Source organism: Actinomadura kijaniata NBRC 14229, assembly GCF_001552175.1.
Classification (GTDB): Bacteria; Actinomycetota; Actinomycetes; order Streptosporangiales; family Streptosporangiaceae; genus Spirillospora; species Spirillospora kijaniata.
The window spans coordinates 20156-36438 of the sequence record NZ_BCQR01000063.1 but is presented as its reverse complement, the minus strand read 5'-3'; the positions used below and the strand labels follow the sequence as shown (position 1 = coordinate 36438).

The 16283-nt window shown below is 71.8% G+C and carries 16 protein-coding genes; 13 read left to right on the top strand and 3 right to left on the bottom strand.

The window, feature by feature from the left end; translation table 11 throughout:
- The first annotated feature begins 19 nt into the window (after nucleotides 1-19).
- Genes AKI01S_RS20770 through AKI01S_RS20750 form a run of 5 tightly spaced genes read left to right on the top strand, consistent with a single transcriptional unit; the run spans nucleotide 20 to nucleotide 5910 of the window.
- The gene (locus tag AKI01S_RS20770; RefSeq protein WP_067820267.1) at nucleotides 20-1207 is read left to right on the top strand and encodes an amidohydrolase family protein; all 1188 of its coding nucleotides are present in this window, start codon (nucleotides 20-22) and stop codon (nucleotides 1205-1207) included.
- The gene (locus tag AKI01S_RS20765; RefSeq protein WP_067820264.1) at nucleotides 1204-3396 is read left to right on the top strand and encodes a CaiB/BaiF CoA-transferase family protein; all 2193 of its coding nucleotides are present in this window, start codon (nucleotides 1204-1206) and stop codon (nucleotides 3394-3396) included. Before AKI01S_RS20770 ends, AKI01S_RS20765 begins: the two co-directional genes overlap by 4 nt.
- Nucleotides 3393-4598, top strand: a complete 1206-nt coding sequence (locus AKI01S_RS20760; protein WP_067820259.1) for a thiolase family protein — start codon at nucleotides 3393-3395, stop codon at nucleotides 4596-4598. Before AKI01S_RS20765 ends, AKI01S_RS20760 begins: the two co-directional genes overlap by 4 nt.
- Nucleotides 4595-5041, top strand: a complete 447-nt coding sequence (locus tag AKI01S_RS20755; protein WP_067820254.1) for a Zn-ribbon domain-containing OB-fold protein — start codon at nucleotides 4595-4597, stop codon at nucleotides 5039-5041. The genes AKI01S_RS20760 and AKI01S_RS20755 overlap by 4 nt, the downstream gene beginning before the upstream one ends.
- Complete coding sequence (locus AKI01S_RS20750; RefSeq protein ID WP_067820251.1) at nucleotides 5038-5910, top strand: SDR family NAD(P)-dependent oxidoreductase; 873 nt, start codon at nucleotides 5038-5040, stop codon at nucleotides 5908-5910. Before AKI01S_RS20755 ends, AKI01S_RS20750 begins: the two co-directional genes overlap by 4 nt.
- 46 nt (nucleotides 5911-5956) lie before the next feature.
- Here the strand turns inward: AKI01S_RS20750 and AKI01S_RS20745 are convergent, their stop codons facing one another.
- The 3 genes from AKI01S_RS20745 to AKI01S_RS20735 all read right to left on the bottom strand — a co-directional run bounded on the left by AKI01S_RS20745 (nucleotide 5957) and on the right by AKI01S_RS20735 (nucleotide 8533).
- Entirely contained in the window at nucleotides 5957-6943 is a 987-nt protein-coding gene (locus tag AKI01S_RS20745) for an amidohydrolase family protein (RefSeq protein WP_067820248.1), read from the bottom strand.
- Nucleotides 6944-6949: 6 nt separating this feature from the next.
- A complete protein-coding gene (locus AKI01S_RS20740) occupies nucleotides 6950-7819 on the bottom strand; it encodes an SDR family NAD(P)-dependent oxidoreductase (protein ID WP_067820245.1) in 870 nt (289 codons plus the stop codon).
- Nucleotides 7820-7909: 90 nt separating this feature from the next.
- Nucleotides 7910-8533, bottom strand: a complete 624-nt coding sequence (locus tag AKI01S_RS20735) for a TetR/AcrR family transcriptional regulator (protein WP_083999945.1) — start codon at nucleotides 8531-8533, stop codon at nucleotides 7910-7912.
- 361 nt (nucleotides 8534-8894) lie between these two features.
- Between AKI01S_RS20735 and AKI01S_RS20730 the strand changes: the two genes are divergently transcribed.
- The 8 genes from AKI01S_RS20730 (at nucleotide 8895) to AKI01S_RS20705 (ending at nucleotide 16273) form a co-directional block, all read left to right on the top strand.
- Nucleotides 8895-9791 carry a helix-turn-helix domain-containing protein gene (locus AKI01S_RS20730; RefSeq protein ID WP_157419976.1) on the top strand — a complete coding sequence of 299 codons (897 nt, stop codon included), beginning with the start codon at nucleotides 8895-8897 and terminating at the stop codon, nucleotides 9789-9791.
- 212 nt (nucleotides 9792-10003) lie between these two features.
- A complete protein-coding gene (locus AKI01S_RS50740; RefSeq protein ID WP_157419975.1) occupies nucleotides 10004-10180 on the top strand; it encodes a hypothetical protein in 177 nt (58 codons plus the stop codon).
- Entirely contained in the window at nucleotides 10177-11289 is a 1113-nt protein-coding gene (locus AKI01S_RS20725) for a zinc-dependent alcohol dehydrogenase (RefSeq protein WP_083999943.1), read from the top strand. The genes AKI01S_RS50740 and AKI01S_RS20725 overlap by 4 nt, the downstream gene beginning before the upstream one ends.
- Nucleotides 11290-11348: 59 nt before the next feature.
- On the top strand, nucleotides 11349-12341 hold the full coding sequence (locus AKI01S_RS20720; protein ID WP_067820238.1) for a CoA transferase: 993 nt from the start codon (nucleotides 11349-11351) through the stop codon (nucleotides 12339-12341).
- Nucleotides 12335-13582 carry an amidohydrolase family protein gene (locus AKI01S_RS20715; RefSeq protein ID WP_067820235.1) on the top strand — a complete coding sequence of 416 codons (1248 nt, stop codon included), beginning with the start codon at nucleotides 12335-12337 and terminating at the stop codon, nucleotides 13580-13582. Before AKI01S_RS20720 ends, AKI01S_RS20715 begins: the two co-directional genes overlap by 7 nt.
- Nucleotides 13583-13633: 51 nt before the next feature.
- Nucleotides 13634-13771: a hypothetical protein gene (locus AKI01S_RS50735; RefSeq protein ID WP_157419974.1), complete on the top strand. Its 138-nt coding sequence runs from the start codon at nucleotides 13634-13636 to the stop codon at nucleotides 13769-13771.
- A gap of 455 nt (nucleotides 13772-14226) precedes the next feature.
- The gene (locus AKI01S_RS20710) at nucleotides 14227-15618 is read left to right on the top strand and encodes a TrkH family potassium uptake protein (RefSeq protein ID WP_245681711.1); all 1392 of its coding nucleotides are present in this window, start codon (nucleotides 14227-14229) and stop codon (nucleotides 15616-15618) included.
- On the top strand, nucleotides 15611-16273 hold the full coding sequence (locus AKI01S_RS20705) for a potassium channel family protein (protein ID WP_245681709.1): 663 nt from the start codon (nucleotides 15611-15613) through the stop codon (nucleotides 16271-16273). The genes AKI01S_RS20710 and AKI01S_RS20705 overlap by 8 nt, the downstream gene beginning before the upstream one ends.
- Nucleotides 16274-16283: the final 10 nt, after the last annotated feature.

Below are 16283 nucleotides of genomic sequence, written 5' to 3'. Positions count from 1 at the left end.
CGGAAAGGCACCATCGAACATGCCGTCAAACAAAACCCCCGAGCTCCTGCGGGAACTCCGGATCGTGGACGCCGACACCCACATCACCGAGCCGCACGACATGTGGACCTCCCGGGCCCCCAGGGGCTTCGAGGACCGGGTTCCCCGGGTCGTCAACGGCGACAACGGCCCGCAATGGGTCGTCGACGGCGCCGTGCTCGGCCGGGCCGGCGCCTCGGGCGTGGTAACCAGGGACGGGGAACGAAGCCGGGGCACCGACTTCATCGACTGGACGTTCGACGACATCACCCCCGCCGCCTACGACGTCCGGGCGCGCCTCGAACTCATGGACCGGCTCGGTGTGTGGGCCCACATCATCTACCCCAACACCGCGGGCTTCGGCGGGCAGCGCTTCGGTGCCATCGCCGATCCCACGCTCAAGCTCCTGTGCGCGACCCTCTACAACGACGCGATGGCGGAGCTGCAGGAGGCGTCCGGTCAGCGGCTGTTCCCCATGGGGCTGATCCCGTGGTGGGACGTCGACGCCTCGGTGAACGAGGTGCGGCGCATGCACGCGCTCGGGCTGCGCGGCGTCAACACGACCAGCGATCCCCAGGAGGCCGGGCTGCCCGACTTCTCCGACCGGGCCTGGGACCCGCTGTGGGAGGCATGCGCGGGACTGGACATGCCGGTCAACTTCCACATCGGCGCCGCTCATGACAGCCTCAGCTGGTTCGGGTCCTCGCCCTGGCCCGGCCTCGGACCGGACCAGAAGCTGGCGGTCGGCTCGGCGATGATGTACCTCACCAACGCCCGGGTCCTGGCCAACTTCATCTATTCGGGCGTACTCGAACGGCACCCCCGACTGAAGATCGTGTCAGTGGAGAGCGGCATCGGCTGGATCCCGTTCTTCCTGGAGGCCCTCGAACACCAGCTCGGCGAGACCACGCCCGGCAGCATGGACCACCTCACCCTGTCGCCGGCCGAGTACTTCCGGCGGCAGATCCACGCCTGCTTCTGGTTCGAGAACGACGACATCGCCCACACCATCGACCGCGTGGGGCCGGAGAACGTCCTGTTCGAGACCGACTTCCCCCACCCGACCTGCCTGTACCCCGACAGCCTCGACGTCGCCGGCGCCGCCGTCTCCCAACTCGCCCCCGGTGTGGTCCGCGGGGTCATGCAGGACAACGCCGCACGTCTGTACAGGCTCCCGCTCCCGTCATGAAGCTCAACGTCCTTGAGGTCTCCCACACCGTCGCGGGCGGCTACTGCGGCAAGCTGCTCGCCGACGCGGGGGCCGCGGTGACCAGGATCGCTCATGAGAACCCGGGTTCGGCGTTCCACCACCACCTGCACGCCGGCAAACGATCGGTCGGTCCGCAGCCGATCGACGGCCACACGGTCGCGACACACGCCGCCGGAAAGAACGTGCTCGTCGAGGACACCGGACTGGACCTCACCCCTGTCCGTTCCGCCCACCCCGACCTGCTCGTGGTCTCCATCTCCCCGTTCGGACGCACCGGGCCGTGGTCGCGGCTGCCGGCCGACGAGTTCACCCTCCAGGCGTGGTGCGGTTCGACGGCGTCACGAGGACTGCCCGACAGGGGACCGGTCTGCGCGGGAGGGCGGCTGGGGGAGTACGCCGCCGCCGGATACGCGGCCGTCGCGGCGCTCACGGCCAGTGCCGGCGACCACCTCGACGTTTCGATGCTGGAGGCGATGCTGCTCACCCAGAACACCTATGGTCACCTCTTCCACCAGCTCGGCGCGCCGGACCGGGAAGGCCCCGTCCGTTCGGTGGAGCTGCCCTCGGTCGAACCGGCCAAGGATGGCTTCGTCGGGTTCTGCACTATCACGGCCCAGCAGTTCCAGAACTTCCTCGTCATGATCGAGCGGCCCGACCTTCTCGGCGACGGCGAGCTGGCGACCGCGGCGGGGAGGCGGCGACGCCGTGCCGAGTTCCTGGAGGCGGTCCATGCCTGGACCACGCCCCGCACGGTCGCCGAGATCCTCGAACTCGCCGATGCCCTGCGCGTTCCGGCCGCTCCGGTGGTCGGCCCCGACGCCCTGCCGGAGATCGAGCACTTTCGCGAACGCGGTGTCCTCGTTCCGCATCCGGAAGGATTCCTGCGGCCTCGCACCCCCTACCGGCTGACGCGCGGTCCGGTTCCGCGGGGCGCGTCTCCGGCCGCGCGCACCGGCCGGCCCCGCTTCGTCGATCTTCGGGGGGTCCGCGTCGTCGACCTGACGGCCTTCTGGGCCGGCCCGTCCGCGACCCACCTGCTGGCCGCCCTCGGCGCCGAGGTCATCAAGGTCGAGTCCGCGGGCCGCCCCGACCCCATGCGCTTCACCACCGTCCGGCCCGAGGCCGACGAGTGGTGGGAGTACGGGCCGATCTTCCACGGCGCCAACACCGGCAAGCGCGGGATCACCCTGGACCTGACCCGCCCGGAAGGGCACGACCTGCTGCAACGCCTCATCGAGAACAGCGATGTTCTGATCGAGAACTTCACGCCTCGGGTCCTGGACCAGCTCGGGCTCACGCCCGACCGGCTGCACGCCCGCAACCCCCGGCTGGTCGTCGTCCGCATGCCCGCGTTCGGCCTGGACGGCCCCTGGCGGGACAAGCCCGGCTTCGCCCAGACCATGGAGCAGGTCTCCGGACTGGCGTGGATCACGGGGGAGCCGGACCTTCCGCCCATGCTCCCCAAGGCCGGCGATCCGATCGCCGGCGTGCACGCCGCGCTCGCCACGCTGGTCGCCCTGGACGAACGCGCCACCACGGGAACGGGGCTTCTCGTGGAGGCACCGATGATCGAGGCGGTCCTCAACGTGGCCGCCGAGGCCATCGTCGAGGCCTCCGCCACCGGAACGGTCCGCACCCGGACCGGCAACCGCGACGCCCGCGCCGTCCCGCGGGGTGTCTACGCCTGCGCGGGAGAGGAACAGTGGATCGCCATCAGCGTCGACACCGACGAGCAATGGCGAGACCTGGCCGCCGTGCTCGGCTGGACACCACGGGTCGGGCGCGACGACGACCACGACCTCATCGACGAGGAGCTCTCGGCACTGTTGCGGGACCGCGACCGGGACGAGACGGTCGCCCTCCTCCTCGCCCAGGGAATCCGAGCCGCCCCCGTGCTCACGCCTTCCGAGGCGTCGACGAACCCCCAGCTGGAACACCGCCGGTTCCTCGAGCGCCTCGTCCACCCGGTCGCGGGCCCGCTCGACCTGCCCGGTCCGCCCTTCAGATCCGCACGGCGAGCCGGCCGGCCCTGGCTCACCCGGCCCGCTCCCACCCTCGGTCAGCACAACACCGAGATCCTCACCGGCCTGCTCGGCCTCACCCCGGACGACGTGGCGGAGCTGCGCGCCCGGGGCGTCATCGGCGAAACGCTGCGGGGGCGCGAATGAACCGGACCCTGGACTGGGGGCGTGCCGAACCCCTCGGCGGGCTGGCCGGGGGCGTGGCCATCGTCGGGATCGGCGAGGCCGCACACAGCAGGGCCTCCGGCCGCACCCCCACCGAGATGGCCGGTGAGGCGGCGGCCGCCGCGATCGCCGACGCGGGACTCACCCCGGCCGACATCGATGGGGTCATGGCGCACCCGGCCTTCCCCGGCCAACTGCACGCCGACGCCTTCCGCGCCCGGTTCGGGAGCACGGGTCCGCTCTGGGAGTCCCCCCTGGGCGGCGGCATGGTCTGGGCGGGCACCGCCCCCCACGCCGCCGCTCGGGCGCTGGCGGACGGGTCGGCACGCCACATCCTCAACAGCTTCGCCGTGGCCTGGGCCACCCAGCGGTCATCGATGACCGGCGGCCCCGGTCAGAGCCACGCCCAGAAGATCACCAAGAGGCAGCTGGAGGTCCCGTTCGGCTGGTTCCCCCAACCGGTCTACTTCGCCACGATCGCCCGGCGGCACATGCACGAGTTCGGCACGACCGTCGAGCAGCTCGGCAGCGTGGCCGTCACCACCCGCCGGCACGCGAACCTCACCCCCTCGGCGGTGATGCGCGACCGGCGCCTGGACCTGCGGGACTACCTGGCCTCGCCGCCGGTGGCCGAGCCGTTCCGCAAGGAGGACTGTTCCCTGATCTCCGATGGCGCCGCCGCCTACGTCATGACGACTCCCGAGCGCGCCCGGGACCTGCGGGCCCCGGTGGTCGAGGTCGCCGGGGTGGGCTTGGGGACGAGCCGCACCGGGGGGCACTGGGCACAGCAACCGGCGTTCACGACCACGCCGCAGGTGTTCGCCGGTCCTGCCGCGTTCGCGATGGCGGGGATCAGGCCCGTCGACGTCGATGTCCTCGCCGTCTACGACCCGTTCACGATCGTGACGCTGATGCAGATCGAGGACCTGGGGTTCTGCGGGAAGGGCGAGGCCGGTCCCCTGGCCGGGAGCGGGGCGTTGGCCCACGACGCCGGAGGCATCCCGACCAACACCCACGGAGGTCTGCTGTCGCATTCCTATGTGCTGGGCATCGCCCATGTCACCGAGTTGGTCCGGCAGTTGCGCGGCCAGGCCGGCGCGCAGGTGGCGAGCGCGGAGATCGCGGTTTACGGCGGCTACACCGGACCGCAGGCCAGCGCTCTCGTCCTGCGGAGGGCGCGATGACGGCCCCCGCGTTCCCGCTTCCCGATCCGGGCGAGCCGCTCACCGGCGGATTCTGGAAGGCGGCGGCCCGGGACCGGCTGGCGTTCCCGCTGTGCGGCGCGTGCGACCGGTTCTGCTGGTACCCCGAACCCCGCTGTCCCGGGTGCGGTGGTTCCGGCCTCACCTGGACGAGCGTCGAGCCCGCCGGAACACTGTTCTCCTGGAGCGTCGTGCACCACGCGTTCCTGCCCGCCTTCGCCGACCAGGTGCCCTTCGTCGCCGCGGTCGTCACGATCGACGGCGCGCCCGGCGTCCGGCTCGTCACCCGCCTGATCGACGCACGCCCCTCCGACCTCGCCGTCGGAGCACGCGTGCGAGCGCGGTTCGTCCCGTTGCGGTTCAGCACCGTCGCCGGTGAGGTCCGCGCGCCCTTCTTCCGCCCGGACCCGAGGAGGATCCCGTGACCCTTCCCTGTGCGGGCAGGCTCGCACTCATCACAGGAGCCAGCCGCGGCATCGGTCAGGCCCTGGCCGTCCGGCTGGCGGCGGAAGGGGCCAGAGTGGCCGCGGTCAGCCGCACCGCATGCCCCGGCGACGGCCGTTACCCGGGCTCCCTGACCGAGACCGTCGCGCTCGCCGCCGAGGCCGGCGGAACCGCGCTCGCGATCCCCGCCGACATCCGGTCCGGGGAAGGGCGGCACCGGGCCGTGCGAGAGGCCGAGGAGCATTTCGGGCTCCCGGTCACGCTGCTGGTCAACAACGCCGCCGCACCGCGCGTGTTCGACCTCGCCTTCGACCAGATGACCGAGGAGGCGTTCCGCGAGGCGGTGGAGGTCAACGTCTGGGCCGCATGGGACCTGGCCCGCGCGGTCGTCCCCGGCATGGTCCGGGACGGTGCGGGCTGGATCCTCAACATCACCTCGGCGCAGGCGCGGCACCGCATCGGACCGCCCTACGGACCGAACCGGTCCGGCGGAGCCTGCCTGTACGGCGGCACCAAGGCCATGGTGGACCGCATGACCACCGGCGCGGCCATGGACCTGCACGGACGCGGCGTCGCGGTCAACGCCCTGGCCCCCGAGGGAGCGGTGCGCACGGACCACGCGGCCGCCGTCGCCGATCTGCCCGCGCACGCCACCGAACCCATGGAGACCTTCGTGGAGGCGGCCCTCGCCCTGCTGACCGGGGACCCGGACCGGCTGACCGGGCGGGTCACCGGCAGCCTGTCCCTGGTCGTCGAGCTCGGTCTGAGCGTCCGTTCCCTGGACGGGAGGCGCGAGATCGAGGGCTGGCAGCCCGGAGAGATCGACCCGAGCCGACTGCGCACGGTCTGACGGGAGGACACGGGAGCCCCGCCGCGCGACGGGCCGCCGGACGAGGTCATCCGCCGGTGATGCGCCGGAAGTTCCCGGCGGCCACCGCGGCCTTCTCCTCGTCGGCGAGCGGCAGTTCCAGAAACGCCCGCAGCTGGCTCTCCGTACGGGCCAGTTGCGGGCGACCCGCCCCCTCCACCTGCTGGAGCAACTCGGCCAGGACGTAATTGCTGCCGTACAGCACCCGGTCGACACCGATACGGCGGATGTGGGCGGCCATCTGCCCGGCGGTCACCTTCCCGTCGGCGACCTCCAGCAGCCGTAGCGACAGGTCCGCGCACACGTTGTCGTAGCGGTGTGCCAGTTCGACGACCTCGGCGTCGGCGCCCTCACCGAAGACGGGGTCGTGCCCGCAGTGCGCGAACACCAGCGTCAGCCTGGGGAAGTCGGCCAGCGCCTTCGCGAAACCCGCGGGCTGCCCGAAGGCGCCCTTGTGACCGGACGACTCGGTGAGGACGGGCACGCCCCGCGACATGCACCAGTCGAAGAGCGGACGCAGGCGCGGGTCGTCGCCGCGGATGCGCATGTCACGCGGGACGATCTTGACTCCGCTCGCGCCGTCGGCGATCCGCGTCTGGACCTCGGTCAGCATCGTCTGCTCGTCCATGAGGACCGCGTCGACGCCGCAGAAATAGGTGAGCTCGGGGTGCCGGGCGACCGTCCGGGCGGCCCAGGCGTTGTTGTCGCGGATCCGCTCCACGATGCGCCGCCGCAGTTCCTCCGCGGCGGCGGCCCGCCGTGGGCCTCCGTCCGGCAGGGTGTACCGCCCGTCGCGCCAGTACTGGCCGGACCAGGTGAACATGAGGATGTTCGCGCGGGACACCGCGTTGCGCCCCATCATGAGCCGCAGTTCGTCGACGGTGCCGTAGGCGACCGGCTCGGCCGGGTGTCCGGAACGCGGGTTGCGGCTGAGGAAGTAACCGAAGGCCTCCCGGCCGTGCTCCTCGGACCGCAGCACGTGGGTGTGCGCGTCGATGATCTCCATGTCGGTCATGGCCGGTCAGCCCTCCGCCCTTTCCCGCAGCGCGCGTACCGCCTGGGCTTCGCGGTCCATGCCCACCGGCGGCCTGGCGGTCGTGTGGACCACCCCGCCGTCGGAGACGACGGAGTGGCCGGTCATGTAACCGGACAGCTCGGAGGCGAGGAAGAGCGCGACACCCGCCGTCTCCCGCGGCTCGCCGAGCCTGCGGAGCACGGGCGCCTCGGCCGCGCGCCTTCGGAACTCGGCGATCCTCTCGTCGGTCACCGGGCGCTGGGACGGGCTGACATGGGTGCCGGGGACCACGCAGTTGACCCTGATGCCGTACCGGGCCAGCTCCATGGCGGCGGACTTGGTGAAGTGGATCACCCCGGCCTTCGCCGCGCCGTAGCCGCTGACGTTCGGCGCTCCCACCATCCCGCTGGAGGAGCCGAAGTTGACGATCCGCCCCGCGACGCCGTCTCCGATCATCGCCAGGGCCTCGGACCGGCAGCACAGGAAGGTGCTGAGGAAGTTCAGTTCCCAGCGCGCTCGAAGGTCGTCCTCGGTCATGTCCAGGAAGGGCTTGACCCCGGCGATCCCGCCGGGATTGCCGACCACGTTGACCGCGACCTCCAGCGGCCCGAACTCGGCGCGCGCCGCGGCCACGGCGGCGTCGACCTCGTCCCCGCGGCGGGCGTCGGCGTGCCGGTAGACGACCTCGCCGCCTCGTTCGGCGAGATCCTTGGTCAGGCGCTCGCCCGGCTCGTCGGCGACGTCGGCCACGGTGACGCGGCAACCCGCCTCGACCAGCCGCTCGGTCACGGCCCTCCCGAGCCCGGACGCGCCGCCGACCACCAGCGCGTTGGCATCGCGCAACCCGAACGGGTCTCCACCGGTCGCCTCGTCCATGGCGCTCCTAGATTGAGAGGCTATTGTTATTTACTTAATAGCTATAAACAGGAGCGCGTGCAAGGGCTTCCGAGGGCGAACGGGTGAAGATCAGCGCCCGGCGGCGGCGCGGCGGCGCAGCATGTCCGCGAAGTTCTCCAGGAAGTACTGGAAGCCCGCGTCGGTGTCGTCGGGGGCGCCGCCCTCGCGCTTGTGCAGGTCGGCGCTGACGAACCCCGAGATCGACGCGCGCAGGAAGTGGTGCGCGAGAGGAACCTCCTCGGGAGGGAGCCCGTACGAGCGCAGTACCGCGCGCACGGCCTCGGCCGCGCGTTCTCCCGCCTCGTGATACTCGGGTGTTCGCGGGGCGCGCAGTTGCAGCGCGTAGCGGTCCGGGTGGCGGCGCACGTAAGCCCGGTACGTCTCGGCCAGCGCCCACAGCGCCTCGTCTCCTGACCGGCCGAGCACGGACGTGCGCAGTTCCTCGCTCATCTGCCGCATGCCGTACAGGCCGACCGCCCTCTGGATCGCGGCCAGGTTCTCCACGTGTGCGTAGAGCGCGGGCTGCGTCACGCCGAGGCGGCGTGCGAGGTTCGTCATGGTGAGCGCGTCGAGGCCCTCGGTGTCGACCAGTTCCACGGCCGCGGCCGTGACCGCTGCGGCGTCCAGTCCGGCCCTGCGCCGCTTGCGTCCCTTGGGCGGGGCAGGCGCGCTCTCCGGTCCAGGCACCGCCACCTTGTCCCCCTTCCCGGGTCTCCGCAGTGGTTGAGAGCCTATAAGCAGAACCCTGTCGAAATCCCGGGCGGGGGAGCCGGGGCATCAAAAGCTCGGTGACGTTGCTTGCGCGTACGAGTTCTGGGAGAGGACACGCTCGGCCGCTGCGGGAGTCCTGCGGGTACCCGGCTGCGGGCCGAGCACCTTCACCAGCCGGGCCACCGCAAGCTCGGCTTCGCGACGGTCGAGGACAGACGCTCTTCCCTCGGCTGTCCGACGGCTTGGACGCCGCGCCGGAGGCGCCTCGTCTCTCCGATCCGGCCGAGCCCGACAGAGTCATAAGGTGTCGAATACTCAAGAGCGCATGAACGGGTGGTAGCGAGTGGACGGTCGTGGGACGTCGCCGCCGACGCGGCGGGTCGTGGCCGTCATGGAGTTGCTGGCCGGTGGGCCGGAGCAGGGCCTCCTCGCGTCCGAAGTGGTCAAGCGGCTGCGGCTCAGCCACGCGACGGCCCATGCCGTGCTGGGCGGACTGGTCGAGGCCGGCTGGGCGGTCAGGGACCCGCTGAACCGGCGGTACGCGCTCGGGCCGGCGTTCCTGTCCCTGGCCAGGTCCGTCGACGGAGGGGAGCCTCCGGCCGGGTTCCTGCGCACCGTCCTGTCCGAGCTCGCCGCCGACTGCGGGTATCCCGCTTCGGCGGTCGTCATCGCCGACGGTTCCCTGGTCACCCGTGAGATCGTCTATCCGCCGGAGCACGAGACTCCGGTCCACGCGCATGCCGGCCGGCAGGTCCCGTTCGCGCCGCCCTTCGGGCCCGGATTCGTCGCATGGTCGTCCGCGGCGGAGCAGGCGGCGTGGGCCGCCCGGTCGCCGTCCGGCGACGGTGTCGTGACCCCGCGCATCCGGGCTGTGCTCGCCGCCATACGGGAGCGCGGGTACACGGTGGAACGCCTGTCCGATCCGTCCGCACGGCTCATCCGCGTACTGGGCGAGTTCGAGGAGGAACAGCTGTCCGACGCCGTGCGGCCGCTGCTGCGGGGCCTGCTCGCTGAGCTGACGTCCATCGACTACCTGCCGGTCGAGCTCACCGGGGACGGCAGCTACCCGGTGGGCGTACTGGCGGCGCCGGTGTTCGACGGGCAGGGCCGGGTCGCCATGGAACTGGTGGTGCATCCGTTCGAGCGGCTGACCGGAGCCGCGATCGAGGGGATCGGCATGCGCATCGTCCGGGCCGCCGAGGGCGTGACCCGGGTGCTGGGCGGCTTTCGGCCGGTCTGACGGCGATTTGTTCAGCCAAGCGCTTGACCAAGAGATCGTGACATGCCTACGGTCGTTTCACTTATCCGATACTCGTGGTCGAATATTCGACTCCTCATCCCTGGAGCCGAGCGTGCGCTTCGCCGTCCTCATGAACCTGCGGATCCCTGGAGCGGGCTGGGCGAACGAGGAGAGCGCCGAGGCCAAGCGACCGGTGGGCCGAGCAGGACATCATGGCGTGGCTCCACGCCCGACCCGGCGAGCACACCGGCGTCGTCCTCCTCTCCGATCAGCAGGGCGTGCCGCCGCCCGACCAGGTCACGCGCGATCTGGAGATCTTCGCTGAGAAGGTCATGCCCGAGTTCGCCCGAGACTCGGGAACCGTGTCGATCCCCTGTCCGATCCAATGACCCCAGAGCGGGAGGTCACCGCGATGAGCCAGCGGGTGCAGGCCGCCGTGTTCGACGGGAAGGGCGGGTGCGAGATCCGCGAGTTCCCGATGCCGAGTCCGCCGCGGGGCGGCGCCGTACTCAAGGTCGCGGCGTCGGGGATGTGCGGCAGTGACGTCGCGCAGTTCCACGGGCACAAGCACGTGCCCGGAGAGGTGTCGCCCGTCGTGCCCGGGCACGAGATCGTGGGGACGATCCACGAGATCACTCCCGAGGCCGCCGCGGACTGGGGCGTCGAGGCCGGTGACCTGGTCTGTGTCAGCGAGGTGGTGTCCTGTGGGCGCTGCAAGGGCTGCATGGGCGGCGGACCGTGCGGCAACATCAGGGTCTATGGCTACACCTTCCCCACGGACGCGAACGGAGGCCCGTGGGGCGGATACGGCCAGTACATGGGCCTGCTTCCGGGCAGCCAGGTGATGAAGGCCCCGCCCGGTCTGACGCCCGCCGAGCTGACCGTCTTCGAACCGCTGGCCAACGCGCTGAACTGGATCGACATGCTGCGGGTCGTGCCCGGCGACCGGGTCGTCGTCCAAGGGCCCGGTCACCAGGGCCTTCTCTGCGCCGCCGCGGCCCTGGCCTACGGCGCCGCCCAGGTGATCGTCACCGGGGCGGCCGGAGACGGGCTGCGCCTGAGGACGGCCCGCGAACTGGGCGCGCACGACACGGTCGACGCCTCCGAGACCGACGTCATCGCAGCCGTCGCCGAGCTCACGGAGGGGGACATGGCCGATGTCGTGCTGGACGTCTCGCCCTCGCCTCACACCACGACCGCCGCGCTCGAACTGGCCCGCGTCGGCGGCCGGGTCGGGCTTGCCGGACTGAAGGGATTGACTCCCAACCCCAAGCTGGTCACCGACCTGATCGTGCTCAAGATGCTGCGCGTCGTCGGCTGCGCCGGCCCCACCAGGGCCAGCATGCCGCAGTCCGTCCGCCTGCTGGGCGACCGCCCGGACATCGGCCGTGTGATGGCCGGCGAACACGTCTCGCTGGAGACCGTCGAGTACGGCCTCGACCTGCTCCAGCGCAGAGTCCCCGGGCAGGACGCCGTGCACGTGACCCTCGTCCATTGACGCCGGACACGCCTTGCTCCGGACCGGGCGGACGCACGGGCACGACCATCGCGCGCTGGGTGGAGTCGGTCGAACCGTTCCTCGGCCCGCTCGCCGAGGTCGCGGCGGACTTCACCGCGATCACCGGTGTGCGGATCGACCTGCCGACCGTTCTCTTCCTCCGGGCCCGCCTCGCCGGTCGTGACCTCCCCGTTCGGACCTCGGCGGGCGGCTCCTGCCACCTCCTTCCGACCAGCGACGGCTGGGCCGCCGTGAACCTGGCACGGTCCGACGATCTGACCGCCGTGCCCGCCCTCCTCGCGATTCTCGGGGCCGCCGGGCAGACGGTTCAGGCGCTGCGTGAAGCAGCGCGGCGGGTCACGGCCGCCGAGGTCGCCGAGGGCGCTCAGATGCTCGGGATGGCAGCGGCGGGACTCCGCTCCGCGTTCGATGAGCCTGTTCCGGTCCGAAGCGAGCGGTTCGGAGGGCTCCGTGCTCGTGATCTCACCGGTCTGCGCGTCATCGATCTGTCGGCGCTGTGGGCGGGACCGCTGTGCGCGCGCCTGCTGGGCCTGGCCGGGGCGCGGGTGACGAAAGTGGAGAGCACGACCAGGCCCGACGGCGCGCGTTCGGGGCAGCCCGCCTTCTACCGGTGGCTGCACGACGGGCATGAGAGCGTGATGGTGGACTTCGGCTCCGGACGGCTCGCTGAGATCGTCGCCGAGGCCGACGTCGTCATCGAGGCCTCCAGACCAAGGGCGCTCCGGCGGCTGGGCATCCACGCCGAACGGTTCCTCGCCGAGCGTCCGGGGCGCGTCTGGGTGAGCATCACCGGATACGGCCGCGAGGACGACCGCGTCGCCTTCGGCGACGACGCGGCGGTGGCCGGAGGACTGACCGGACTCGACGGGAACGGTGGACCGGTCTTCCTGGGCGACGCGATCGCCGACCCGGTCACCGGGGTCTTCGCCGCCCATGCCGCAGCACGCTCTCTCGCCCGCGGCGGCGGCGAACTGGTCGCCGTCTCGATGGCCGGCTGCGCCGCGACGGTGGCCCGGGGCGCGCCATGCTGATGCGGAACGTGGAGGTCGAGGGGCACGGACGCGTGGACGTGCGGCTCGCGGCGGGGCGGATCGCCGAGATCGCCGACGGGCTGCCCGGACGTGCCGACCTGGACGGGCGGGGCGGTGCCCTGATCCCCGGACTCCACGATCATCACGTGCACCTGATGGCCCTGGCGGCCCTGGCCGCCTCCGTCCGGGTAGGGCCCGCGGACGTCGGAGACAGGGCGGGATTCGCGAAGGCCCTGCGCAGCGGCGACCCAGGGGAGTGGGTGCGAGCGGTCGGCTATCACGAGAGCGTCGCGGGTGGGCTCGACCGGTGGGTGCTCGACGAGCTCGTGCCCGACCGGCCGGTGCGCGTCCAGCATCGCACCGGTGCGCTGTGGGTGTGGAACAGCGCGGCGCTGCGCGCGGCCGGACTCACCGGAGACGGGCGGTTCTGGCGGGAGGACGAGCGGCTGCGCTCCTTCGCACCGCCCGTGCGGCTGGACCTGGAAGGGGTGGGCCGCCGCGCGGCGGCACTCGGGATCACCGGGTTCACCAACGCCGACCCGCGCCCGGCGGACGGGCTCGTCGGCATGCTGTCGGCCCTGCCCCAGCGACTCGTCGTGATGAACAGGGGCGGGCCGGTCAAGATGATGCTCGACGACGCGACGCTGCCCGCTCCGGAAGAGCTGGCGGCACGGATGGCGGCGGCCCGACCCCGAACGGTGGCCGTGCACTGTGCGACACGGGTCCAGCTCCTGGTGACCCTGCTCGCCCTCGACCAGGCCGGGCCGGTCAAGGGCGATCGGATCGAGCACGGATCGGTCATCCCGCTGGAGACCGTTCCGTGGCTGCGTCGGCTCGGCGTGACCGTCGTGACGCAGCCGCACTTTCCCGTAGAACGCGGCCGCGAGTACAGGACGGACGTCGACCCCGACGACCGCCCGCACCTCTACCGGTGCCGGTCCCTCGCAGCGGCGGGCGTCCCGGTCGCCGCCGGGACGGACGCCCCCTTCGGGACGCCGGACCCCTGGTCGGTCATGCGAGCGGCCGTCGAGCGTGAGGGGAGGGAGACCGTCGGGCGTCGTGCGGCGTTGGACCTGTTCACCGGCGAACCCGAGCACCCCGGAGTGCCACGCCGCGTGCGAGTCGGAGCCGTCGCCGATCTCTGCCTGCTGCATGTCCCGCTTCAGGAGGCCCTGGACACCCTGACCGGCGACACCGTACGAGCCGCCTTCGTCGGCGGCCATCGGATCCAACCCGGCTGACCACGTCTCGACAGCCACTGACCCCCAAGCCTCCAAGGCTGCCCTGAATCGATCCACCACGTCGGCGTGTACACGGACGGCGGCTGCATGTTGCACACCCCTCAGACCGGCGACGTGGTCCGCATCGCCAAGCTCACCGGCAACCCCTACCGCGAACGCCGATGCGTCGGCGCCACCCGTCCGGCCTGACCCGCGTCGAGGAGGCCCGGCATACATCCACACGACCCCTTACCGCCGATCCGCCCAGCCATCCCGCATCCATGACCGTCTCGCCCCTGCCAAACGCCGAAGACGTCCCGTTCTTTGCGGGCCGCTGTGGGGGCGTTCAGCTTCGGCTGCGGCGGGCAATCCACCGCCCCCTGGCCTGCGTCCGCCAGGAACGGGCTTCGCCTTCGGCTCGTTTGTGGTTGGGGGCGGTGCGACCTGGAGGTTGCCGCTGGTGCGTCCGGGGTCGTGCGGTTGCTCGCTGGCTCGGGGGTGCCTGCTGCCGCCGTCGGGGGCGGTCCGGGTTTGAGGTGCGTGATTTCTGCGGTTTCCTGTTCCGTGGGCTTTTCATGCTGATCAAATGGGGGAGCGCCGCACGGGGGCAGTCCGGGACGTGACCGGAGCCGGCGGCGGACCGGACGGGAGGGGCGCGGGTGCGGGTGAGGCAGGCCGTGCCGCGTTCCGCGCGGCCGAGGTGGTCGAGGCTGCGGGGGTCGGCCCTGCTGGGGCGCTTCCAGCACCCCGCGCAGGTGGTGGTCACCGGGTTCGGGCTGGCGATCCTGGCCGGGACGCTGTTGCTGTCGCTGCCGGCCGCCAGCACCGACCCCGAACCGGCGCGTTTCCTGGACGCCCTGTTCACCGCGACGTCGGCGGTGTGCCTGACCGGGCTGGTCACCGTGCACACCGAGGCGCACTGGTCGGTGTTCGGTGAGATCGTGATCATGTGCCTGATGCAGGTGGGCGGGCTGGGGCTGATGACGCTGGCCACCCTGTTCGCCCTGCTGCTGTCGGGCCGGATCGGGTTGCGCGCCCGGCTGGCGGCGCAGACCGAGACCAAGACGCTGGGGGCGGCGGACGTGCGGCACGTGGTGCTGCGCGTGGTGGCGTTCAGCGCGGTCTGCGAGACGGTCGTGGCGGCGGTGCTGACCGCGCGGCTGGTCCTGGGGTACGGCGAGCCGTTCGGCCGCGCCGTCTACCTGGGGGCCTTCCACTCGGTGTCGGCGTTCAACAACGCCGGGTTCGCGCTGTGGCACGACAGCCTCGTGCGGTTCGCGGGCGACGAGTGGATGATCCTGGCGATCTGCGCCGCGACGATGGTCGGCGGGCTGGGCTTCCCGGTCTGGTTCGAGCTGGCCCGCAACTGGCGGCGGCCGCGCACCTGGTCGATGCTCACCCGCATCACCCTGCTCACCTCCTCGGTGCTGCTGGCCGGCGGCACGCTGGTGCTCACCGCCGTCGAGTGGGGCAACCCGCGGACCCTGGGCGCGATGGCGGTGCCCGACCGCTGGCTGGCGGGGCTGACGGCGGCCGTCATGCCGCGCAGCGGCGGCTTCAACAGCATCGACGTGTCCCAGATGCGTTCGGAGAGCTGGCTGGTCACCGACGTGCTGATGTTCATCGGCGGGGGCAGCGCGGGCACCGCGGGCGGGATCAAGGTGACCACGTTCGGGCTGCTGGCGTTCGTGCTGTGGGCCGAGATGCGCGGCGAGCCGCATGTCAACATCGGGTACCGCCGGGTCGCCGAGGCCACCCAGCGGCAGGCCATGGCGGTCGTGCTGCTGGCGGTGGGGCTGGTGGTCGGCGCGACGTTCGTGCTGCTGGCGATGACCCCCCACTCGCTGGACCAGGTGCTGTTCGAGACCGTGTCGGCGTTCGCGACCGTCGGGCTGTCCACCGGCATCACCGACGACCTGCCGCCCGCCGGGCACGTGCTGCTGGTCGTGCTGATGTTCGTGGGCCGCACCGGGCCCCTGACGCTGGCGACCGCGCTCGCGCTGCGCGACCGCGCTCGCCGTTACGAGCTACCGGAGGAGAGGCCGATCGTTGGCTGACCGCAGGAACGACCCCGTCGTGGTGATCGGCATGGGCCGGTTCGGCAGCGCCCTGGCCCTGGAGCTGGCCGCGCGCGGCACCGAGGTGCTGGCCATCGACCACCGCCCCAAGACCGTCCAGGCGCTGGCCGGGCGGCTCACCCAGATCGCCGTCGCCGACGCCACCGACCTGGCGGCCCTCCGCGAACTGGGCGTCGAGAACTTCTACCGCGCGGTGGTGGCGATCGGCGGCGACCTGGAGGCCAGCATCCTGGCCACCTCGCTGCTGGTCGAGCTCGACGTCGAGGACATCTGGGCCAAGGCCGTCACCCAGCAGCACAAGCGCATCCTGGAACGCGTCGGCGCCCACCACATCGTGCTGCCCGAGCACGACATGGGCGAACGCGTCGCGCACCTGGTCAGCGGCCGGATGCTCGACTACGTCGAGGTGGACGAGGACTTCGCGCTGGTCAAGACCCGCCCGCCGAAGGAGATCGTGGGGGTGCCGCTCGGCCGGACCCGGCTGCGCTCCAAGCACGGGGTGACGGTGGTGTGCGTCAAGGCGACCGGGGAGCCGTTCACCTACGCCACCGTGGACACCGTCCTCCAGTACGGCGACATCATCGTGGTCGCCGGGCCCATCGCCAAGGTGGAACGCTTCGTCGAGAACCTCTGAGGGCCGGACG